The organism is Cohnella nanjingensis, assembly GCF_014212125.1.
Classification (GTDB): domain Bacteria; phylum Bacillota; class Bacilli; order Paenibacillales; family Paenibacillaceae; genus Cohnella; species Cohnella nanjingensis.
Genome location: NZ_JACJVP010000033.1, coordinates 1 through 22,751 on the forward strand (window position 1 = coordinate 1; position 22,751 = coordinate 22,751).

Below are 22,751 nucleotides of genomic sequence, written 5' to 3' on the forward strand. Positions count from 1 at the left end.
CGTCACGCCCGCCGCGGCCCGCTTGCTCGGCGCCGTCGCGACGGCCGCCGAATGCGGCGGCTGGCGCGTCCTGGCCGCCGCGGCGCTTCTTGCCCTTGCCGCGCGCGAAGCCTGGCGCGTTCGCGCAGCCCTTGGCGCCGATGAAGTTCACGCGGCCTGCGCCGCGCGGCTTCATGTCGACCATTTCGAAGTCGATATTGTAATCGTCCATGTTCACCCGACCTACCCGAATACGCACTTCGTCGCCGATCCGATAGACCTTCGACGTACGCTCTCCGATGAGCGCCATGTGCAGCTCGTGAAAATGATAATAATCGTCCGACAGATCGCTCAGCCGGATCAAGCCTTCAACCGTGTTGTCCAGTTCGACGAACATGCCGAACCCGGTCACGCCGCTGATGATTCCGTCGAATTCCTCGCCGATCTTATCCAGCATGAATTCGGCCTTCTTCAGCTTGGCCGTATCGCGTTCCGCATCGACCGCGACGCGCTCGCGCTCCGACGACTGCTGGGCGATGTCCGGCATCCGGACGGCCAACTTCTCGAAACGGTCCTCGGGCAGCGTTCCGCCGTTCTCCAGCACTTCCCGCATTACGCGGTGAATCACCAAGTCCGGATAGCGCCGGATCGGCGACGTGAAGTGCGTGTAGAACTCGGCGGCGAGCCCAAAGTGGCCGAGGCTCTGCGCGTCGTACTTCGCCTGCTTCATCGACCGCAGCATCATCGTGCTGATGACGGTCTCTTCCTTTGTATCCTTGATCTCTTCGAGCAGCGTCTGCAGCGCGCGCGGATGGACGGAGTTGCCCTTGCCGCGCACGGCGTAGCCGAAGTTCGCCGCGAACTGCATGAAGTGCGTCAGCTTCTCGCCGTCCGGTTCCTCGTGGATCCGGTAGACGAACGGCACCTTGAGCCAGTGGAAATGCTCGGCCACCGTCTCGTTCGCCGCCAGCATGAATTCCTCGATGATCTGCTCGGCGACCGAACGCTCGCGCTTCACGATGTCGACCGGCTTGCCTTCCTCGTCCACGATGACCTTGGACTCCTGGAAGTCGAAGTCGATCGCGCCGCGGCGCATCCGCTGATCCCGCAGCGCCATCGCGAGCTCCTGCATCGCCTTGAACGTGTCCACGAGCGGTGCATAGCGCTCCAGCAGCTCATTATCCTCGTCCACGAGGATCTTGCGCACGTTCGTATACGTCATCCGTTCCGTCGTCTTGATGACGCTCGTGAAGACGTCGTGGCGCACGCGCCGCATCGTCTTCGGCTCGAACTCCATCTCGCACGACAGCGTGAGACGGTCCACCTTCGGATTGAGCGAGCAGATGCCATTCGACAGCCGGTGCGGCAGCATCGGGATGACCCGATCCACCAGGTAGACGCTGCAGCCCCGATTGTACGCTTCAAGGTCGAGCCGCGAATTCTCGCGCACGTAATAGCCCACGTCGGCGATATGCACGCCGAGCAGGTAATTGCCGTTCGGCAGCCGTTCGACGTTGACCGCGTCGTCGAGGTCCTTGGCGTCCTCGCCGTCGATCGTGACGATAACCTTGTCCCGCAAGTCGCGGCGGCCCTGGCGTACGATCTCCTCCTCGGCGATCGCGTCAGGCGCGGCGTCGGCCTCGTCCATGACTTCCTCCGGGAAGCTCTCCGGCAGCCCGTGCTTGCGGATGATGCTCAGAATATCGACGCCCGGGTCGTCCTTGTGCCCGAGCACTTCGACGATCTCGCCTTCGGCGGCCGAGCGGCCTTCCGGATAGTGGATGATGTTCACGACGACCTTCTGGCCGCTGACCGCCCCGTTGAACCCGTTGGGGCGGATGAAGATATCCTTGTTGATCCGCTTGTCGTCCGGAATCACGAAGCCGTAGCTCTCATGGTTCTCGAACACGCCGACGACCTGCGTCACCGCGCGCCGCACGATGCGCACGACTTCGCCCTCCATGCGGGCGCCGTTCTCGCTCTTGGAGGTCACGCGCGCGAGGACGGTGTCCCCGTTCATCGCGCCCTTCAGGTCGTTCGCATGAATATATACGTCCGGATGGTCCTGCTCGTCCGGTAACAAGAAGGCGAATCCCTTCGCATGGGCTTGCAACCGCCCGCGAAGCAGGTTCATCCGTTCCGGTACGCCATAGCGGTCCGAACGGGTACGCATGACTTTGCCGTCCTGCTCCAGATCCGTCAGCATTTTCAGGAAGGCCTTGAAGTCAGCCGCGTCTTCTATGCCGAAATTTTTCTCCAACTCTTGGTACGTCATCGGCTTGTATGCATCTTCTTGCATAAAGCCTAGCAGCTCCTGCTCCGTACACAATGGCACCAGCATCACCTCGTCTTCCCTTAGTATACACGCTTTAGCCGTACCCCAATCGGGCTATCCGCCCGCGCGTATGCACAAAAAAAGCGGGAAGCCTTCGCTTCCCGCTTAGTTGATCCGCTAATTACGCCTTCACGACGTAGGCTACGATCAGCGACAGGACGAAAAATCCAACCGCCAGCACGATCGTCGCGCGTTGCAGCACCAGGTCCAGGCCGCGCGCTTTCTGCTTGCCGAACAGATGCTCTGCACCACCGGAGATGGCGCCCGACAGACCCGCGCTCTTCCCGCGTTGCAACAGGACGACGCCGATCAAGCCCAGCGAGAAAATGACCAATACGATTTTCAAAGCAATTTCCACTGCTTCCACCTCCTGAGATGCCGGAACAACTGACGCAGTCCGATCAATACAAAAACAGTATTCTCATTGTATCACACGGGCACGAAAGTGACAACCGTCTCCGTACAAGGACGATCGGCGGTTTATCGCGGCAAGGAGCGGCAGTCACGAGACGAAGTCTCCGCATCTCGCGCATAAGGCAAGCCAACCTCATTCCCTCATTCCCCGTTTGGCGGCCAACCGGACCCCTTGACCCATTAGTTGCATTTGTACATCTTATTTCCCCTCCAAAGCCGTCCAACGCGTAAAAAGTTGCATTCGTACATCTTATTTAGTCGGATCGGACGAAAAATCGCCAAATCGTCGAAATAAGTTGTACGTTTACAACAAAATCGGCCATTTACCCCATTTCGCAGTCAATAAGATGTACTTTTGCAACTTATTATCGGCACGGCCCCAAATCCGGCATTCCCCGCTACGCTTCTCTCGCCCTTCACACGATCCCCGCTCTTCCGTAACAGGCCCGCCTTTCATGTCCACCGAACATCCGCACGATCTCCCGTCCTGCGAATCGTTTCGTCTCTCCTGTCACCGGCACTCGCGCGATCTTATACGCTCTCCGGTTAGTGCTCGTCACTTGCGCCTATCGCTCAATACCCGTCCGTCTTGCCGCCCATCCGCTTGGCCTCGTCCACGGCCCAGTCCGCCTTGGCGGAACTGACGTGGTCGCCGCCGTTGCTGCCTTTGCCGTTTCCGTCACTGCCACCGTTGGTGCCCTGACCGCGCCCGTCACTGTTGCCCTTACCGTTTCTGCTGTCACTGCCGCCGTTGGCGCCCATACCGTTTCCGCCGCCGCCGCTCTTGCCCCCGCCGCTTCCCGCTTCCGCGTCCGCCTTCGCCAGCCCTTCGCGTACCCGGCGCCCGTAATCGGCATCAGCCTCCGTGAAGTAGCCGATCATCCGCTCGCGGATGTCCGGCTTGCAGATCTTGAGCGCCCCGACGAGATTCTCGATCAGCTCGTCCCGCTCCCAATCCTCGAACGCGCGATACGTGTCGCCCGCCTGGCCGAAGTCGTTCGCCCGCTCGATCTTCTGCCGGACCAGCTTCGCGTCGTAATGCGGCTCATGCTCCGCACCCTCCGCCTTGGCCTCTACCAGCCCGCCGAGCGAGGACGGCTCGTAGTTCACGTGCGGACTCTGCCCCGGCGCGGCGTCGACCCGATACTCCATCTGGCCGTCGCGTTGATTGGTCGCCACGTGCGTCTTCGGCGCGTTCACCTGCAGCTGCAGGTAGTTCGTCCCGACGCGATGGCGCTGCGTGTCCGAATACGAGAAGGTGCGGCCCTGCAGCAGCTTGTCGTCCGAGAAGTCGAGGCCGTCCACGAGCACCCCGGTTCCGAACGCCGCCTGCTCCACTTCGGCGAAGTAGTTGACGGGATTGCGGTTGAGCACCATCCGCCCGACCGGGAAGAACGGGAACTGCGCCTGCGGCCACAGCTTCGTCGGATCGAGCGGGTCGAAGTCCAACTCGTCGTGCGCGCCGTCGCTTATGAGCTGCACGCTAAGCTCCCACTCCGGATGCTCGCCCTGCTCGATCGCCTCGTACAGATCCTGAGTCGCATGGCTGTAGTTCAGCTTCTGAATCTCGTCCGCTTCGGACTGGCGCAGGTTGCGGATCGGCAGCTTCACCGGCTCCCAATGGTACTTCACCAGCACGCCTTCGCCCGCTTGGTTGACCCACTTGTATGTATTCACGCCCGAGCCCTGCATCTGGCGGTAGTTCGCCGGAATCCCCCATGGGGAGAACAGGAACGTCACCATATGCGTCGCCTCGGGGCTGAGGGACAGGAAGTCGAACATCCGCTCCGGATCGTTCAGATTGGTTACAGGATCCGGCTTGAACGAGTGCACCATGTCCGGGAACTTGAGCGGATCGCGGATGAAAAAGATTTTCAGGTTGTTGCCCACGAGGTCCCAGTTGCCGTCCTCGGTGTAGAACTTCACGGCGAAGCCGCGCGGATCGCGCAGCGTCTCGGGGGAGTGGCCGCCGTGCACGACGGTGGAGAAGCGAACGAAGACCGGCGTACGCTTGCCCTGCTCCTGGAACAGCTTGGCGCGGGTATATTTGGAGACCGGCTCGTCGCCGACCTTCCCATATGCCTCGAAGTAACCGTGCGCCCCGGCGCCGCGCGCGTGCACGACGCGTTCGGGGATGCGTTCCCGGTCGAAGTGCGTGATTTTCTCGAGGAAATGATAGTTCTCCAGCGTCGTCGGCCCCCGGCTGCCCACCGTCCGCACGTTCTGGTTGTCGGCGATCGGGTGTCCCTGCCGGTTCGTCAAGGTCATCTCTTGGTCCTGCTGCGGTTCGCGCTCGTTCGGCGCCATCTGGCATCCCTACCTTCGATATGGAATCGAGGGTATTGTTTCCAAGCCGAAGGGGAGTATGCGATACACAAGCCGTTCATCGGCAGGAAAGCCGCGGACGCGAAGCGAGCCGCTTCGTTCGTGCCGGTCGCTTCGAGATCCCCGTTCCCGCGGGGATTCCGATTATTGGCGCTTTGATCGGCAAGATCGTCTCCTATGCCCGTAACATTTTTGCTTAAAATGAGAAGAGCCGATGGGATCATCCCCCATCGGCTCTTTAGGTTTAATACGCGCTTTTGCCCGCTTAAATCCAGCCGCGCTCCTTGAACCAAGCGTAGTTCAGCTTCGCGCTCTCGAGCGAGTTCACGTCGTACCGCTCTTGCTCGATGATGACGTACTCGACGCCTGCCTTCTCGGCAGCCGCCAGCGCGGAATCCCAATCGACGGAGCCCTTGCCGATCTCCGTGTCGTTGCCGTCTTCCTTGAAGTCCTTCGCGTGCACGAGCGGCAGACGGCCTGCGTACTTCGCGATGTAGGCGGCCGGATCTTGGCCCGCTACCTTCACCCAGCCGAGGTCGAACTCGGCGAACAGCTTGTTCGCCGGCAGGCGCTCGAACAGATGGTCGATGACGAGCTTGCCGTCGTACGCCGGTTTGAATTCGAACGCGTGGTTGTGGTAGCCGAACGCGAGGCCTGCGGCCGTCACGATATCGGAAGCCTGCTCCAGCGTAGCCGCGAACTTCGCGATGTCGTCTTCGCCCGGGTTGTCCGCCAGCGGATACCACGGCACGACGAAGCGCTGGATGCCCAGCTCCAGGGCGTACTCGACTTGCTGCTTCAGGTTGTCAACGAGCTTGTCCGGCTCGTTGACGGTCAGGCCGACGTGCGCGGAATTCGCGTTCAGTCCGGCGTCCTTCAGCGCTTGCTTCAGGTCGCGGGCAGCTACGCCATAGTAGCCGGCCAGCTCTACGTTCTTGTATCCAATCTCGGCAATCTCGCGAATCGTTCCGAGGAAATCCTTCTCGCTGCGGTCACGTACGGAGTACAGCTGAATCGCCACTTGCGGCTTGCTCATGGAATAACCTCCAAGGTCGAATTTGCACGCGCTGCAAGCGCATGCACGTCTCTTCCCCATTATAGGCCCGGCGCGCGTCCGGTTACGAGTACGGTTTTGGCTCAGTTATTATGGGATTTGGACGTCATGCCCCCGATACCGGAATCTCCCCCGTCACCGGCAGGCGCGCTTTCGAGTACTTCCTCCATCCAGGATGCTTGGCCCGGAAATACCGACGTCGCCGCTCTTCCCGGATGAGACCGATTCGTTGCACAACGCAAAAAAAAGAGCCCGGCCCTCGGGCCGAGCTCTTCATCTAAGATCCAGACACGCGTGTTAACGGCTGAACCGCGGCACGATGCCGCTGCCCTGCTCGCCCGCGGCCTTAGCCGTTCTTCCGCGACGCGGACGCACGGACCCCGACGGTCAAGATCTCGCAGGCGCCCAGCGTTCTCGCGAATCCGGCGCCGTCCGCCGCGGCCGGCAGCGCCGCGCCCGTACGCTCGAGCACGTCGCTCTCGTAGGCAGCGCCTGCCGCTTGGACGCGCAGCTCCGCCGCTTCCGGCCGCAGATTGTACCATCGCAGCAGCAGGTCGCCGCTCTCTTCGGCAATCTTGGCCGAGGAGAACGCGACGCCCTCGCCTTGCCAAGCGAGCAGCCCGTGATCCGGCTGCAGCGCCCCGGCATGTACGCCGGTCTGCGCGGCCGTCCACGGCACCTGGAATTGATAAGCTTCCGCATACGCTCCGCTGACTGCGCCGTCGCCCGCATGCGGGATGATCTTCATCTCTACGGTGTGCGGACCGATGCATTGCGCTTCCGGCGTCGGGAATACGCCCCAGTCGCCAAGCTCGGCTACTGCGCGGAGCAGCGTGACGGCGATCGTGTTGCGCCCGTCGCGCAGCACCTCGTACTCGTTCAGCCCGAAGTTCGCGATCGTGAGGCCTTGCGTCCCGTCGCTGACGTCGGCGAACGCCTGCTGATGCTGCGCGTTGCTCGGGTTCTCCCATTCGGCGGCCGGTTCGTTGTCGCGGACCGCCACCTCGAAGATGGCGTCGGCGCGATGGACGGCCGTCGTCAGATCCGTCGGGAACAGCGCGCGCACGCGATGATCCTTGGCTTGGTTGTCGAAGGAGGCGCGGATGCCGACGCCCTTGCCGCTGCGCTCGAGGCTGACGATCGTCGTGATGACGAGCGGCACCGTCTCGGCGACGCGCTGCGCCTGGCGCTCCGGGAAGTAGACGGCTTCTTGCTTCTCGATCTCGAACGCGGCGTCCGCCGAAGCCGGCACGGCCCAGCGATGCACGATCTCGATCGCGGCGCGGTACGGCGTATCCTCGACGACGCGGATCCCTGCCGCGAGGCCACGAGTCGTGAGCGCCTCTTCGCCGTTCGGCTGCTTGTACATATACTCGTTGCCGATATCGCCGGTGTCCTCGTACACGAGCAGGTCGCGGTAGGTGCGGCCGCTGGCGCGGTCGGTGACCGCGAGCGAGCCGTCGTCCGCGATCTCGACGCGCAGCGCGCCGTTGTCGAGTACGCGGCCGCCTTCGACCAGGGAAGCCGGTTCAGCGCCTTCCTGCTTAGCGGCCGCCTTCACCCAGCCGTAAGCCTTCAGGCCAAGCGCAGGCACGTCCGTCGCTTCGAACGTCAGCTTCACGCGGCGCGACCAGTACGGCTGACGGAACTTGTCGTCCGGCAGGTCATAGCCGAACTGCAAGCCCAGATCCTCCATCGTATAAGGCACGGCCGTTCCTTCGCCGTCGATCAGCGTCCGGCCGGTCACATCGATCGCCTTCATCCGGCCGGTCATCTCGGCGGCCGGCAGGCCGTCGCGGAAGTACACGCGCGCGACGTCCAGATCGACCTCGGTGACGCCGCTGCGGGACCAGCCCGTCGTGTTGTAGGCGATCAGCGGCAGCGCGTCCTCGCCATAAGCGGCGAAGACCGTCGTGTCGACCGCATCCGCCACGAATTGCTTGGCATCGTCCACGATCGTCTCGGCGACGTGCCGGCTCTTGTCGAACCGGGCGACCATCTCGCGGTGCACCTCGTCGACGCTGCAGCCGCAGATGCTGTCATGCGGATGGTTCTGCATGAGCGTCTTCCAGGCGTAGGTGAACAGGTGGTGCGGGTACTCGCCGCCGATCGCGTGCGCGAACGCCGCGAGCGGCTCCGCCACGCCGGACAGCAGCGACTGGCCGCGCTGGTTCATCTGCTTCAGATACACCCGCGCGGAAGCGGTGTTCACGAGCGTCGACCAGCCGTCCGTGCGTTGGCTGCGCAGCTCGCCTTTTACGACCGACAGCTCGTTTGATAGCGCACCGTTCAGCTGCGTCAGGTACTCCTCGAAGCTGGAGTGCACGAAGTCCGTGTCCGGATACAGCTGCCGCGCCACGCGGATCGCCTCGGACAGGTCCGTCTGGATCGGCTGATGATCGCAGCCGTTCATGAACAGCAGCTGTCCCGTCGACGCGTATTTGCCGGCTTCGTCGAGCTTCCGGTCCCAGTAGGCTTTGGCCTCCGCCTCGTCCACCGGCACCTCCATGCCGTTGCAGTACCAGTTCGCGAACAGGATGCCGAGCACGCGCGAGCCGTCCGGTCCTTCCCAGATCAGCTCCGAGAACGAGGACTCGTAAGCGGAATCGGCAACCGTATTGTTGAAGCCGGTCGGCTTCACGCCGCGGCCGAACACGGCGTTGTCGATCCCGGCCTGGCGCAGAATCTGCGGGGCCTGCCCGATGTTGCCGAACGTGTCGGGGAAATAGCCGACGCGCGCGATCGTCCCGTAGCGGGCGGCGTCCTGGTGGCCGATCTGCAGGTTGCGCAGGTTGGCCTCGCCGCTCGTCAGGAACGCGTCCTGCAGGATGTACCACGGTCCGATCTGGATCCGGCCTTCGCGAACCCACCGCTCCAGGCGCTCCCTTTGATCAGGCCGCACCTGCAGGTAGTCTTCCAGAATGATCGTTTGGCCGTCGAGATGGAAGCTGCGGTACTCCGGATCGCGCTCCAGCGTGTCCATCAAGGTGTCCATCAGCTTGATCAGTAGCACGTGGTGCTTCTCGTACGGCAGGTACCATTCCCGGTCCCAGTGCGTGTGCGAGATGATATGCGCGGTGCGGCGGTCCGGCTTTGCGGCCGCGCCCGGCTTCTCGTTCCTATTGTCCATCGTTCGTCTCCCCTCTCCTTAAGCCTTGGCTGCGCCCGCGGCGCGCACTTTCACTTCATCCGGACGATACACGTTCGTGACCCGGCCTTCCCGATCCGTCGCGAAGAGCACCGACCGCTCCCGCTCCAAGGCGAAGCTATAGGTCAAGCCCGTCTTGACGTCTTGAACTTCAATGTCCGCGTCATAGGCATACTCGGAGACGAAGACGTACAACGCGCCCTCGGACATCGAAAGCTTGCGGCCGTAAACGCCCTGCAGGTCGCCGCCCTGAATCCAATGCAGATCCGGTACGTATCCCGACGCCTCGAGCGCGTAGGCGTACAGCGCCGCGACCGTATCGGTCCGCTCGTTCAGCTCGACCGGCAGCGGGCTCCAGAGGATTCGCCCTTGGCCGTGCGCCGCCTCGACGACGTGATCCGCGCCTGCGGCTGCCGCACGCGCGACGCCCGCATTTGCACCTTCCGCAGCGCCTGCATTTACAGTTCCCGCAGCATTTGCGCCTTCAACGCCTACGACCGTACTGCCAGCCGCTGCCGGCACTTCCTTCATCACCTCGGCGATGCGGCGATGGCCGTACGACACCGGATAGACGCGGTCTCCGATCGCGAGCCGCTCCTCGCGGACGACGTTGACGAGCTTGCGCGCGCCCAGGACGTCCGCCAGGCGAGTCCCATGGCGCCAGTAGGCGTCGATGCCCGCCGGACCGGTCAGCAGGAGCGTCGCCCCCGTCCGGCTCACGATGTCGAGCAGCCGGGCGAACGCGGCGTCATCGACGTTGTGCGCGGACGGCAGAACGATCAGCTTGGCCGGGTCCGCTTCCAGCGCGTCCAGGTTGTACTCGGACACGCCGCGGAACGGCACGTTCAATTCGTAGCCGAGCACGCGCGTCGCCCGCGTCGTCGCGTCGAACGCCAGCTTCCGGTTGGAGAAGTCGTTCGAATACGGGAACACGACGGCGACGTCCTCGAGCGCCCGCCCGCGGAACAGATCGCGCGACTGCGCCATGAACGCCCCGAAGTCGTAGGAGACGTCCGCCTCCGGCTTCTCTGTGCCGTCCGCCCGCAGCGCGCCGATATGCGATTCGTTGGCGTTGTCCATGTAGAAGTTGGTATTCCAGATCCACTGGATCGCGCCCGCCCCGCCGGTGGAGAACGCATATGCGTACTTGCGCTCCAGCATGGCGCGCAGCTCTTCCTCCGACCGCTTGGCGAAGCCCGCCGGCGTCTCGACGTACATGATGCCCGTCTCCTGCACGACGTTCGGCTTGTTCGCCGTCTTCGCGAAGATGCCGTCCCAGAGCAGATAGTCGTTCAGCCACCAGGAATGCACCGTCGTATAGTCGACCGCTTCCTCATAGAAGAACGGCGACGGACGCTGCGCGCCGAGCGCCTCGTCCTGCCCGACCGTCACCAGGTGATCCGGGCATTCGTCCTTGATCGCGTCGTACAGCTGCTTGGCCCAGCGGTTGTGCATCTCCATCGAGAACAGCGCGTAGTCCAGCCAGCGCGTCCCCTTCTTGCCCTGGTGCATGTCCTGCACGTCGAAGTTGATCTCCTCGGGCTCCGGGATCTTCGCGCTCGCGAAGTCCGGCAGCTCGCCCGGCGTCATGCTCCAGCGCGCCCGCAGCGTCTCGATCGCGCCGTGGCGCCGCTCTAGCCACTCGACGTAGGCGGCCTGCTCGAACGGATCGCGGCTCGACCGTGGACCGTCCGCGAAGATGCGCGGCGGATCGAACATCGACGGCTCGTTGATCAGATCCCAGTCGACGTTCGTCGTGTTCCGGTGGCGGCCGACGATCGACCGCACGAACCGCTTCTGCGCTTCGACGCTGCGCGGGTCGAGGTACGGATTGCGCCCTTCCCACGGCTCCGGCGTGAACGAGAAGAACGTAAACGTCAGCTGCAGGCCGTGCTTCTTCGCGGTCAGGATGAACGCGTCGATCGAACGAAGCACCTCTTCGGAAGCGTGGCCGTCCACCTGCATGACGTTGCGGTACGCGGTCCAGATGCCGGTGCGGATCCAGTTGATCCCCGCCTTGGCCATCTGCGCCATGTCGCGGTCCCAGACGGCCGCATTCGGGAGGAACAGGAACTTGCGCGCCACGTCGGACGTCATGTACGTCATGCCGACGACCGGCAGCGGCCGGCCGTCCTGCTCGAAGTAATCCCGTCCGGCGCGGATCGGGCTGCCCGCCGACAACAGCGCGGCATCCGCAGCCCAGAACCCTTGGCGCAGCACGCGCGTCTCGCCGGCGGCAGACGTCGCGGCGCACGTCACGGCGTAGAAGCCGCTGCGCAGGTCGATCGGCAGTGGCAGCCGCCGGATCTCCAGCCCTGCGCCGACTTCGATCTCGAGCGTCTCGGCATGGACTTGCTCGCCCGAGCCCTCGTGCGTCACCGCGATCGCGAACGTCCAGGCGGTCTTCGCCGCCGCCGTACTAGCGTCAGTAACGTTGCCTCCCGCAGATTCCGCACCCCGGCTATCGCTGGCCGCGCCTGCTGCGCTGCTCCGCGCGTCCGCAGCCGCCACCGTCGCAGGGACAAATGCCCCGCCCCGTCCCAGCCGCTGCGCCTGCAGCGTCAGCATCGGCCGCTCGTGCAGCTCGTACGACGCATAGCCCGGCTTCACCCACAGGTCGGTCGTCCCTGCGGCGCAGAACGCCGCCCAGCGTCCCAGCGCCTCGATCCCGCCGCGCTCCACAAACTCAAGCCCGAGCGGTACGTTGACGAACAGCCAGCGGCCGCCCGCAAAGTCGCCCTTCGTGTTCTCCCACAGCACGGCGGGAGCGGCGACCTCCCGGCCTGCCGCCGAGACGCCCTTCAGGAGCGCATAGATATGCGCGTCCATCGGACCTGCTGAGCCCATCTGGTGCGGCAGGTCGCTCGACTTGGTCACGTGCGGCACGAGATTCCACGTATCCGAGACGTCGAACAAGCCTTCGCTGCCCGCGAAGAGCGGGATATCGTCCAGCGCCGCCAGCCGGGCGATCGGTTCGCCCTTCACCGGCAGCATCTCGTGGATGCGCAGCTGGCGGTGGTAGGCGGTCGTCTCCGGCTCCGCCTGCCAGCCGCCGTCCGCCTGGCGCACCGGCACGCGGAACGGCGCGCCGCCCGCGCTCACGAGACCGCCGCCCCGCTTCAGGAAGGCGAGGACCGCTTCCCAAGCGTCGGCCGGGAAGTACGGCGCGTGCAGCGAGACGAAGACGCCTCCGGACGCCTCGTCCAGCCTCGCGGCGAGCTCTGCGGCATCGGCGACGGTACCGAGCGCGCGGAGCGAGTCCATTCCGTGCGCATCAAGAGACAAAGCCCCCGGGAAGGAGGCGTCATAAAAGAAGATCGTATTGGATTTGATATGTTGACCTGCATAAAGGTTAGGCATCGAGCAATCCCTCCTGCATCGCCTTGTAGACGAGCTGCGAGAATAGGCTGTTGGACCAGGCGAACCACTTGCGCGTGAACGCGGCCGGGTCGTCGGCGTGGAAGCCCTCGTGCATGTAGCCGGTGTCGGCGTCCGTCGCTTCGAGCATGGCGATCATCGCCAGCTTCTCCTCGGCGGTCGCGGCCGTCAGTCCCTGCATCGACAGCGCCATGTGCCAGATGTAGTCCGGCGGCGTATGCGGACTGCCGATTCCCTTCGCGGCCTTGCCTTCGTAGTAGAACGGGTTCGCCTTGCTCAGCGCGAAGCGCCGCGTATTCCGGTAGACCGGATCGTCGGCGCCGACGTAGCCGAGGTACGGGATCGAGACGAGTCCCGGCGTGCCCGCGTCGTCGAGCAGCGCGTAGTTGCCGAAGCCGTCCGTCTCGTAGGCGTAGATCGGTCCGAACTCGGGGTGCCGGTAGATGCCGTACAGCTTGATCCCGTAGTCGATCTCAAGCTCCAGCCGCGCCATTTCCTTCTCGAACGACAGGTCGCGGAACACGAACTCCGCGATCTCCCGCATCTGGCGGAGCGTCACGACGGCGAACATGTTCGCCGGGATGTTGTAGTGGAACTCGCAGGCGTCGTCGCTCGAACGGAAGCCCGACCAGACCATGCCCGTGTAGTTGACCGGCATGCCGATGCCGTCGTTCATGAGCGAGTCGGTGATGATGCCGTTGTCCCGCTCGAAACGGTACGGCGAACGCTCGAAGTGCCGCTGCTCCGTCTTCCACAGGTCGACGGCCGCGCGCATCGCCGCCTTGAAGTCGGCGTCGAAGATGTCGGCCGAGCCCGTCGCCTTCCAGTAGGCGAACGCGAGCCGCATGGAGAAGCAGATCGAGTCGAGCTCGAACTTGCGCTCCCACACCCAAGGCGACATGTCCGTCTTGTCGTCGGTGTTCCAATGCCAGTCGTTAGCCAGCTCGTTGAACGCGTTCGCGTACGGGTCGATCCGGATATTGCGCATATGAAGCTTGATCAGCCCGCCGATGATCCGGCGTACGTCGGCATCGTCCTTCGCGAACGGGACGTAGTGGATAACCTGCTCGACCGAGTCGCGCAGCCACATCGCGGGGATGTCTCCGGTGATGACGAACGTCGTGCCGTCGTCCAGCAGCTTGGTCGTCGTCTCCAGCGTGTTCGGGAAGCAGTTCTTGAACAGCCGGAGCAGCTTCGGACGGTGCGCGAGCCTGCGCTCCGCCTCTTCCAGCACCTCGCGGATCGCCGCCGGCAGCGGCAGCTCCGGCATCGCGATCTTGGGCAATCTGAATTGTTCCATGTCGTGTATGACCTCCGTAGGCGGGGCGTCCGGCCGTTATTCCTTCACGGCGCCGACGGTCAACCCTTGAATGAAGTAGCGTTGGAAGAACGGATAAGCGAGCACGATAGGGCCGGTCGCGAGCACGACCATCGCCATCCGCGACGTATCCTGCGGCATCGACTGCAGGATGCCAACGCCGAGGGACGGATTGTTCGTGTTCTGCAGGATGAACTGCATGCTGTTCTCGATCCGCATGAGCATCGACTGCAGCGGGACGAGGTTCGGCTTGTCGATGTAGAGCAGCGCGTTGAACCAGTCGTTCCAGTAGCCGAGCGTGCTGAACAGGGCGATCGTCGCCAGGCCCGGCAGCGCCAGCGGCAGCACGAGCCGGACGAAGATGCCGAGCTCGCTCGCGCCGTCGATCTTGCCGGACTCGATGATCGCGTCGGGGATCATCGTGACGAAGAACGTCCGCATGATCATGATATAGAACGCGTTGACCGCCATCGGCAGGATGAGCGCCCAGATCGAATTCTGCAAGCCGAGCAGTTGCGTGGTCACGATATAGGTCGGCACGAGGCCTCCGTTGAACAACATCGTGAAGAACGCGAAAAACGAGAAGAAGTTGCGGTATTTGAACCCTTTGCGCGAGATCGCGTAGGCGAACAGCGAGATGAAGACGAGACTGATCACGGTGCCGACCGCCGTGACGAAGATCGTCACCCCGTAGGAGCGCAGCAGTTGGTCGCCCGCCTTGAACAGATAACTGTAGGCGTCGACGCTCCATTTTTTCGGGAACAGCGAGTAGCCGTTCTTCGCCAGCGTCTTCTCGTCCGTGAACGAGATGATCGTGACGAATAGGAACGGGAAGACGCAAGCGATCGCGATGATGGCGGCGATCAGGTTGAAGGCGACGTTCCAGGCCGGCGACAGCCGGTGAAAGTCGCGCGAGCGGATGCGCGTCAAGGATGCCATAGGTAGATCTCCTTTCTCGGAAGCGGTCTCCTGCTTAGAACAGGGCGTTGTCCTTGTTGAATCTGCGGACGACGTAGTTGGACGTGATGACCAGCACGAAGCCCACGAACGATTGGTACAAGCCCGCGGCGGTGCTCATTCCGATCTCGCCGGTCGTCTTCAGCCCGCGATAGACGTAGGTGTCGATGACGTTGGTGACGGAGTAGAGCGTGCCCGAATCGCGCGGCACTTGATAGAACAAGCCGAAGTCCGCGTAGAAGATCCGTCCGATCGCCAGCAAGGTCAGGATCGTCATGAGCGGCATGAGCATCGGAAGCGTGATGTTGCGGATCTGCTGCCATTTATTGGCCCCGTCGATCATGGCCGCTTCGTAGAGCGACTTGTCGATCCCCATGATGGCGGCGAGGTAGACGACGCTGTTGTAGCCGATCGACTTCCACAGGAAGACGACTATGATGATGAGCGGCCAGTACTTGGGATCGGAGTACCATTGGACCGGATCCGCGCCGAAGGCGGCGGCGATCTTGTTCACCATGCCGCGGTCGAAGCTCAGGAAGCTGTATACGAAGTAGCCGACGATGACCCAGGACAGGAAGTAAGGCAGGAACATTCCGGTCTGGTACCATTTCGCCAGCCGCTTATTGGCGATTTCGGAGAGAACGATCGCAAGCCCCACGGCGAGCACGAGGCCCACGACGATGAACACGGCGTTGTAGAGCAGCGTGTTCCGCGTGATGACGAAGGCGTCTTCGGTGCTGAACAGGAACTTGAAGTTGTCGAAGCCGACCCATTTGCTATGGATGATGCTGGCCAGGAAGCCGTCTTGGCTGACCCGGTATTCCTTGAACGAGATGACCGTGCCGATCATCGGGAGATACGCGAAAAAGATGAACCACAGGGTGGCGGGAAGCACCATCAGGAGCAGCGCCTTGTTGCGGTTGATGTCCTTAGCGAAGCGTCCTAAGGCTTTCATAATCAATCACCCCTTCGAAGATGTGAACCGTAGGCGAGCAAGAAAAAACGGGCGAATGCCGAACATTCGCCCTTTGCCGCTATGCCGTTTCCGGATTGCCGATTACTTGTTGTTGGCTGCTTTCCATGCGTCGAGCTGCGCTTGCGCTTCGGCCATGACTTTGTCGAGACCGGCCGCTTTCAGCTTGTCGATCGCCTTCGGCAAGTATTTGTCCGGATCGACCGTACCCGTCATCAGCGGCGCCCAGTAAGCTTCCTTCGCGTTGTTGATGGCCGCGATCTCGTTGGACACCTTCGACATGTCGAAGTTGAAGCCGAGCAGGACCGCCGGTTTGCCGGCCGCGTTGTACTTCTTGAACTCGTCCCACTTGTTCTCCGGGTCGCCCGGGTTCAGGTAGGTCAGCATGACGTTGCCCAGCGAGAACGTCGGCATGTCGTAGTTCTTGGACTCCGGCAGGTTCTCCATGTGCGTGTCGTCGATCTTCTTGTAGTGCGTGCCTTCGATGCCGGAATCCACCATGTTGCGCAGCACCGGATCGGTGTTCAGCAGGTTCAGGAACTCCATCGCTTTCTCCGGATGCTTGGAGTTCGCGGAGATCGCCTGCATCGAGCCCATGACGGACCAGTTGTAGATGAGCGCGTCGCTAAGCGGCGTGGATACGATCGGGTATCCGGCGCTCGTCGACCAGAGGTTGTCGGCGAACGGCTGCGTCGTCGCTTTGTCGACGAACCATTTGCCCGTCACCATCGCGTCCGAGGAAGATTCGGTCGTCGCGGCTTCGGTCGGAATGTAGCCGGCCGTGTAGTACTTGTGCATCGTTTGGAGCGCTTGCTTCATCTCCGGCGTTTCGAGGACGTTTACGACCTTGTAGCTGTTGTCGTCCAGCTTGACGGCGAGCGGGAATTTCTCGATCAGGTAGTCGTACGGCACGTACGGTCCGTAGTTCTTGTCGACCTGGAACGGCATGACGTCCGGATTCTTCTCCTTGACGGCCTTCAGCAGCGGCTCGAGGCTCTCCAGCGAGCGGATGTTCGAGATATCCAGCTTGTCGGCGTCGAGGATCTGCTTGTTGAAGCGCCATACTTCTTGGGAAGGAAGCTCCTTGTACGCCGGGATGCCGTAGTTGTGGCCGTCGACCTTGGAGCCTTCCAGGAAGGCCGGATCCAGCGTGCTGACGATGCCTGCGCCTTCTTTTTTCAGCAGGTCGTCGATCGGCTTGAACGCGCCTTTGCGCGCATTCTGCACGTAGTCGAACGCCCAGGAGGCGGTGAACATGATGTCCATCGGCGTGCCCGAAGCGGTCAGCACCTGCATCTTCTGGTTGTAGTCGCCCCAGTCGATCATTGTCATCTTCACGGTGACGCCGATTTTGTCTTTCGTATATTTGCTGACTTCCTGCATGACCTTGTCGACGTCCTTCTGCGGCGTGCCGATCGTGTACCAGTTCAGCTCGACCGATTCTCCCTTGGCGGGGCTGCCGCCGCCGGATGCCGACGGGCTGGCGGATCCGCCGGATGCGTTGCCGTTGCTGCTGCCGCAAGCGGATAGCGCCAGCGAAGCCGCCAATACGGACGCGAGGGTGAGCGTCATTTTTTTGCGGTTGTTGCTCATGTGAGAGCCTCCCTTTTTCTATCTGCAGTAGTGTGCTTCAATTCATATCTCAACATTAATCGATGAAAACCGTTTCAAAAATACAAGAAACCAAAGATATCATGTACAAACTAAAGAAAGGAACCGCCGAACGCCTTCGCGCGTCACAGCAGCCCCTTGTATTCGCTCGGCGAGATGCCGACGTGCTTCTTGAATTGCTTGTAGAAATAGCCGATCTCCAGGTACCCGACCTGCCGCGCGATCTCGTTCACCTTCAGCCGGCTGTCCTTCAGCAGCTCCTTCGCCTTGTCGATCCGGAACTTGTTGATCCGATCCGCGAAAGTATCCCCCGTCTGCTTGTGGAACAGGTGCCCGAGGTAGTTGGGATGGATATGATACTGCTCGCCCAGCGACTTGAGCGTCAGCCCCTCGGTATAGTGCGACTCGATGTGGCGCAGCACCTGGCGGATGACGGGGCTGAGGTCCTCGCCGGAGTATGACTCGACCGAGAGCTGCGCGGCGGACTGGACCGCCCGCTCGACCTCCTCCAGCGAATCCGCGCCCGTGATGCGCTCCAGCGCTTCCTTGAAGCCCTCCCCCCGGTCGCCGCGGCTCAGCTTGTCCGCCTCCATCTTCATGCGGATGACGAGCTCGATCGCGGCGGTCTTCGCCCGGGTCGGGTTCAGCCCCTCGGCCGCGCGGATCGCTTGGAAGTCGCTCGCGATCTGGTCGGTCAGCGCGTCCTGCTCCCGGGCGACGACCCACTTGGCGTACACATCCCAGCTCAGCAGCTCTGCGGGGAAGGCCGTCTCGTCGGCGGACGGCAGCCGGTCATAGTCGACGAACGCGCGGTCCGGCAGCACGAGGAAAAACTGCTGCGCCTTGCGCGCCTGCTCGTAGCTGGCGCCGACCTCGGCCATCGGGCAGGCGCCGCCGATCGAGACGCGGACGGGACTGGCATGCCCTTCGAGCGCGTCAGCCAGCGACTCCAGCGCACGGACGGCTTCGGCCTTGCCCGTCTCGGGATCGTCCAAGCCGAAGACGATGACCGTGTCCTCCTCCAGGTCGCGGAACACGACGGCGGCGGATTCCTCCTTGAACCGCGCCTCGGCGGCCTCATACGCCGCCTCCGCGCCGCCCTGCGCCCGCAGCACCGCGACGGCCGCGTACGGCTTCGTCAGGTCGATGCGCAGGAGCGCCGTCCGCTCCGCCCATTCGGGCGGGGAGATGCGGCCGGTCAGGTAGCGGTACATGACGTTGTCGCGCAGGATGCCGATCTCGTCGTCGCCGAAGGGGCGCTCGGCCTGCTGCGCGTTCAGCTTGTCGACCGTCCCGGAGAGCGTGGCGTGGAGCTCTTCGAAGTGGACCGGCTTCAGCAGGTAGTTCTCGATGCCGAGCCGCATCGCTTGCTTCAGGTAGTCGAATTCGTTGTATCCGCTCAGGATGATGACCTTGAGCTGCGGCAGCCGCTCCCGCGCGTGCCGGATCAGCTCCAGACCGTCCATGACGGGCATGGAGATGTCGGTGATCAGAATGTCGGCCGGCGCCTCCCGGAGCCGCTCCAGCGCCTGCTCCCCGTTCTCCGCGGTGCCGACGACCTCCAGGCCGAAGGCGGACCAATCGACCGCGTCGCTCAACCCTTCGCTTATGAACGGCTCGTCATCGACGATCAGAACTTTATACATCGCTGTTCGCTGCTCCCTTCTCATCGCCGCCCGGCCAGCGGACCGTTACTTCCGTGCCGCTGCCCGGCTCGCTCTCGATATTCACGCCGTTCGGTGGACCGTAGACCAGCCGCAGCCGGTCGTGCACGCTCCGGAGGCCGAACGAGACGCCTTGGCCCTCGGCCTCCGGCAACTCCAGCGCCTGCCGGATCTGCCGCAGCCGCTCCGCCGCGATGCCTCTCCCGTTGTCCGCGAAGCGGACGACGATCGACTCCTCGTCCCGGCATGCCGCGATCGTCAACCGGTTGTCCGACCGTTGCGTCTCCAGGCCGTGCACGATGTAGTTCTCCACGATCGGCTGCAGCAGCATCTTGAATACCGCGACGTTCGCGAGCGCGGGATCGCATTCGATCGTATAGGCGAACTTGTCCTTGTAGCGGATGCGGAACAGCTCCAGATACAGCCGGCACATCTCCAGCTCCTCGGAGAGCGTGCACGATTCGCCCGTATGGACGACGTTGCGGAACAGCGCGGCGAGGCTGTAGATCATCTCGCCGACGTCCTTCGCGCCCTGCGACATCGCCCGCATCCGGATCACTTCCAGCGTATTGTACAGGAAGTGCGGGTTCACGCGGGCCTGCAGCGCGGCCAGCTCGGTCTGCTTGATCCGGATCTCGGCCTTGTATTCCCGGTCGATCCGCCGGTTCAGCTCGTCGAGCATCTCGTTGAAGCTCTGCGAGATCTGGCCCAGCTCGTCCTCCCGCGGATCCTGGAGCCGCGCGCCGAGATCGCCGCCTTCGACCTTGCGTATGAAGCGGACGATCTTGTTCGTCCGCTTCGCGATGCGCGCGACGACGAGCGACGGGATGACGACGGCGACCGCGATGCAGGCCGCGCTGATCAGGATGATCGTCCGCCGGAGTCCTTCGTAGGCCTTGGCGACCTCCCGCTTCGGCGAGATGCCGACGACGAGATAGCCGGCTTTGTTCTGCGTCAGCAGCGAGACGTAGGACGGCTCGTCCAGCTGCTCGACGGGTTTCGGCGACTGCAGCTCGCTCATGTACGGGTAGGTCTCGCCGTAGCCCCGGCCGGACGAGTCGAACATCACCTGCCCGTCCGGCGTCAGCACGAGGATCTTTCCTTTGAGCGGCTTGCCGGCCTGGGCGAGCGACTTGCTGACGAGGCCGGAGTCGAAGTAGACCAAGAACTGGCCGATATTTTTCAGCGTGTTCTTGTCGTTGAGCTGGGCGCGCATCGAGTAGAGCTGCTGATCCCATTGGCCGATCGTCTTGCGCACCCAGACGTTCGGCGTCGAAGCGACAGGCCCTTCGGCCGACATGACGTCGGGCACGTACGAGTTGCCCCGGTTCACGTTGAACAGCTTGCGGGTGCCGAACGGCATATAGACGTACATCTCCTGCCGCTCGGCGCTGTACAGAATAAGGTTGCGGATGTCCGGGTCGGTGTCCCGCCGGTCTCTCAGGAACGCCAGGATGTTCGAGCTGCTGTCGTCCCCTCCGGCGTAAGCGCGGTCGAGCGTATACTGCACGTAGTCCTGGTAAGGGTGCGTTAGCAGGTAGGAGGCGCTGGCCGCCAGCGTGTCGTTTCGGTACACGTCCGCGATCGCATTCTGCACCCATTCGTATTTCTCGTCGATATAGCGGCTCACCCGGTCCATCGCTTCCCGCTGGTTGTCCAGCTCGCTCTCCACGATCGAGGCGGACATGAAGTTGAACAGCAGGTAGGAGAGCGTGATGATCGTCACGATCACGATCGCGGCGAAGGTCACGATCACCTTGGTGAACAGGTTGTTCCGGATATAGTTGCGGTAGATTTTCCCGAGTCTCAACGGTATGGTTCCCTCGCAGGCAGGCAAGATGATAAATCGCGTGCACCCATTATAGCATGCTCATCCTCGAAGGCGCGCCACTCGGAGGAAGCGTCCTGCTGACTGACCAACCAGCCGTCCCCCGTACACAGCAAAAAGACGAACCCGTGTGCATGCACAGTCGGGTTCGCCTTTTGGGAAGTTGCATTGGCTTCGCGCTGCAGCGCGAGGCGGATTACTTCAGGTTGCTCAAGTTGTAGAACGCCTTCTTGCCCGCGTATTGCGCGGCGCCGCCCAGGCGGTCTTCGATGCGGAGCAATTGGTTGTACTTCGCGACGCGGTCCGTACGGGACGGAGCGCCCGTCTTGATCTGGCCGGCGTTCGTCGCCACCGCGATGTCGGCGATCGTGCTGTCTTCGGACTCGCCGGAACGGTGAGAGATGACAGCCGTGTAGCCGGCGCGCTTCGCCATCTCGATCGCGTCGAACGTCTCGGTCAGGGAGCCGATTTGGTTGACTTTGACGAGGATGGAGTTGGCTACGCCCTTCTCGATGCCGTCAGCCAGACGCTCGGTGTTCGTGACGAACAGATCGTCGCCGACGAGTTGGACTTTGCCGCCCAGACGGTCGGTCAGCAGCTTCCAACCTTCCCAGTCGTCTTCGGAGCAGCCGTCTTCGATCGTGATCAGCGGGTATTTGTCTACCCAGCTCGCGAGCAGGTCGACGAACTCGGCGGAGGTGAAGGACTTGCCTTCGCCTTCGAGGTGGTATTTGCCGTCTTTGTAAAACTCGGTGGAAGCGACGTCCATGCCCAGGAACACGTCGACGCCCGGCTTGTAGCCGGCTTTCTCGATCGCTTCGATGATCGTGGACAACGCTTCTTCGTTGGAGCCGAAGTTCGGCGCGAAGCCGCCTTCGTCGCCTACGGCCGTGTTCAGGCCTTTAGCCTTGAGGACGGACTTCAGCGCGTGGAAGATCTCGGCGCCCGTGCGGAGCGCTTCCTTGAAGGTAGGCGCGCCTACCGGCAGGACCATAAACTCTTGCACGTCGACGTTGTTGTCGGCATGCGCGCCGCCGTTGACGATGTTCATCATCGGAACCGGCAGCGTCTTGGCGTTGAAGCCGCCCAGGTAGGCGTAGATCGGCAGGTCCAGCGCGTCTGCCGCAGCGCGGGCTACCGCGATGGAGACGGCGAGGATCGCGTTCGCGCCCAGCTTCGCTTTGTTCGGGGTGCCGTCGAGCTCGATCATCTTGCGGTCGATCGCGACTTGGTCCAGCGCGTCGTAGCCGATGATTTCCGGCGCGATGATGGAATTTACGTTTTCTACGGCTTTCTCGACGCCTTTGCCGAGGTAGCGGTCTTTGTCGCCGTCGCGAAGCTCAACGGCTTCGTAGGCGCCGGTGGATGCGCCGGATGGCACGATGGCGCTGCCGAACGCGCCGGATTCGAGACGAACTTCAACTTCGACAGTCGGGTTGCCGCGGGAGTCGAGGACTTCGCGTGCGTACACGTCAGAGATAATCGTCATGGGTTGAACACTCCTTAGGGTCGTTAATTTAGGGTCTTGATGGCACGCGGCCTTGGGACTGCACTAGGTATGTTACGCGCCCGGCAGACAAGCGTTGCATTCTCTTCGCCTGTCGCTTGCGCGGTTGATCTTTCATGGCGTAAAGGATGATTGAGCAGGGCTGCAACCCGATTCTTTCGGCTTACAGACCCCAGGTCGCGCGATTTCGGCGTTGTAACCCGATTTTTTCGGCTTACAGACCCCAGGTCGCGCGATATCGGTGCTGTAACCCGATTTTT

The 22,751-nt window shown here is 62.7% G+C and carries 12 protein-coding genes and 1 pseudogene; all 13 read right to left on the reverse strand.

Annotated elements, in window-relative coordinates; genetic code table 11:
- On the reverse strand, positions 1–2,308 hold a 2,308-nt coding region (gene rnr, locus H7C19_RS20760), incomplete at its 3' end, for a ribonuclease R (RefSeq protein WP_185671015.1).
- 127 nt (positions 2,309–2,435) lie between these two features.
- Entirely contained in the window at positions 2,436–2,672 is a 237-nt protein-coding gene (gene secG, locus H7C19_RS20765; RefSeq protein ID WP_185670975.1) for a preprotein translocase subunit SecG, read from the reverse strand.
- An 848-nt stretch (positions 2,673–3,520) separates the two neighbouring features.
- Positions 3,521–5,035: pseudogene (locus H7C19_RS20770) on the reverse strand (catalase); the annotation flags it as partial.
- A 283-nt stretch (positions 5,036–5,318) separates the two neighbouring features.
- Entirely contained in the window at positions 5,319–6,089 is a 771-nt protein-coding gene (locus H7C19_RS20775) for a sugar phosphate isomerase/epimerase family protein (protein WP_185670976.1), read from the reverse strand.
- Positions 6,090–6,453: 364 nt separating this feature from the next.
- Complete coding sequence (locus tag H7C19_RS20780; protein WP_185670977.1) at positions 6,454–9,237, reverse strand: alpha-mannosidase; 2,784 nt, start codon at positions 9,235–9,237, stop codon at positions 6,454–6,456.
- 18 nt (positions 9,238–9,255) lie between these two features.
- Positions 9,256–12,615: a beta-galactosidase gene (locus tag H7C19_RS20785; RefSeq protein WP_246469642.1), complete on the reverse strand. Its 3,360-nt coding sequence runs from the start codon at positions 12,613–12,615 to the stop codon at positions 9,256–9,258.
- Positions 12,608–13,933 (reverse strand): glycoside hydrolase family 125 protein, encoded by a 1,326-nt coding sequence (locus tag H7C19_RS20790; RefSeq protein ID WP_185670978.1) that lies wholly within the window; start codon positions 13,931–13,933, stop codon positions 12,608–12,610. The genes H7C19_RS20785 and H7C19_RS20790 overlap by 8 nt, the downstream gene beginning before the upstream one ends.
- Positions 13,934–13,969: 36 nt before the next feature.
- On the reverse strand, positions 13,970–14,890 hold the full coding sequence (locus H7C19_RS20795; protein WP_185670979.1) for a carbohydrate ABC transporter permease: 921 nt from the start codon (positions 14,888–14,890) through the stop codon (positions 13,970–13,972).
- Between the two features lie 34 nt (positions 14,891–14,924).
- On the reverse strand, positions 14,925–15,863 hold the full coding sequence (locus tag H7C19_RS20800; RefSeq protein ID WP_185670980.1) for an ABC transporter permease: 939 nt from the start codon (positions 15,861–15,863) through the stop codon (positions 14,925–14,927).
- 102 nt (positions 15,864–15,965) lie between these two features.
- Entirely contained in the window at positions 15,966–17,474 is a 1,509-nt protein-coding gene (locus H7C19_RS20805) for an ABC transporter substrate-binding protein (RefSeq protein WP_185670981.1), read from the reverse strand.
- Positions 17,475–17,617: 143 nt separating this feature from the next.
- Entirely contained in the window at positions 17,618–19,138 is a 1,521-nt protein-coding gene (locus H7C19_RS20810) for a response regulator transcription factor (protein WP_185670982.1), read from the reverse strand.
- Complete coding sequence (locus H7C19_RS20815) at positions 19,131–20,966, reverse strand: sensor histidine kinase (RefSeq protein ID WP_185670983.1); 1,836 nt, start codon at positions 20,964–20,966, stop codon at positions 19,131–19,133. Before H7C19_RS20815 ends, H7C19_RS20810 begins: the two co-directional genes overlap by 8 nt.
- 214 nt (positions 20,967–21,180) lie before the next feature.
- A complete protein-coding gene (gene eno / locus H7C19_RS20820; RefSeq protein WP_185670984.1) occupies positions 21,181–22,473 on the reverse strand; it encodes a phosphopyruvate hydratase in 1,293 nt (430 codons plus the stop codon).
- Positions 22,474–22,751 lie beyond the last annotated feature (278 nt).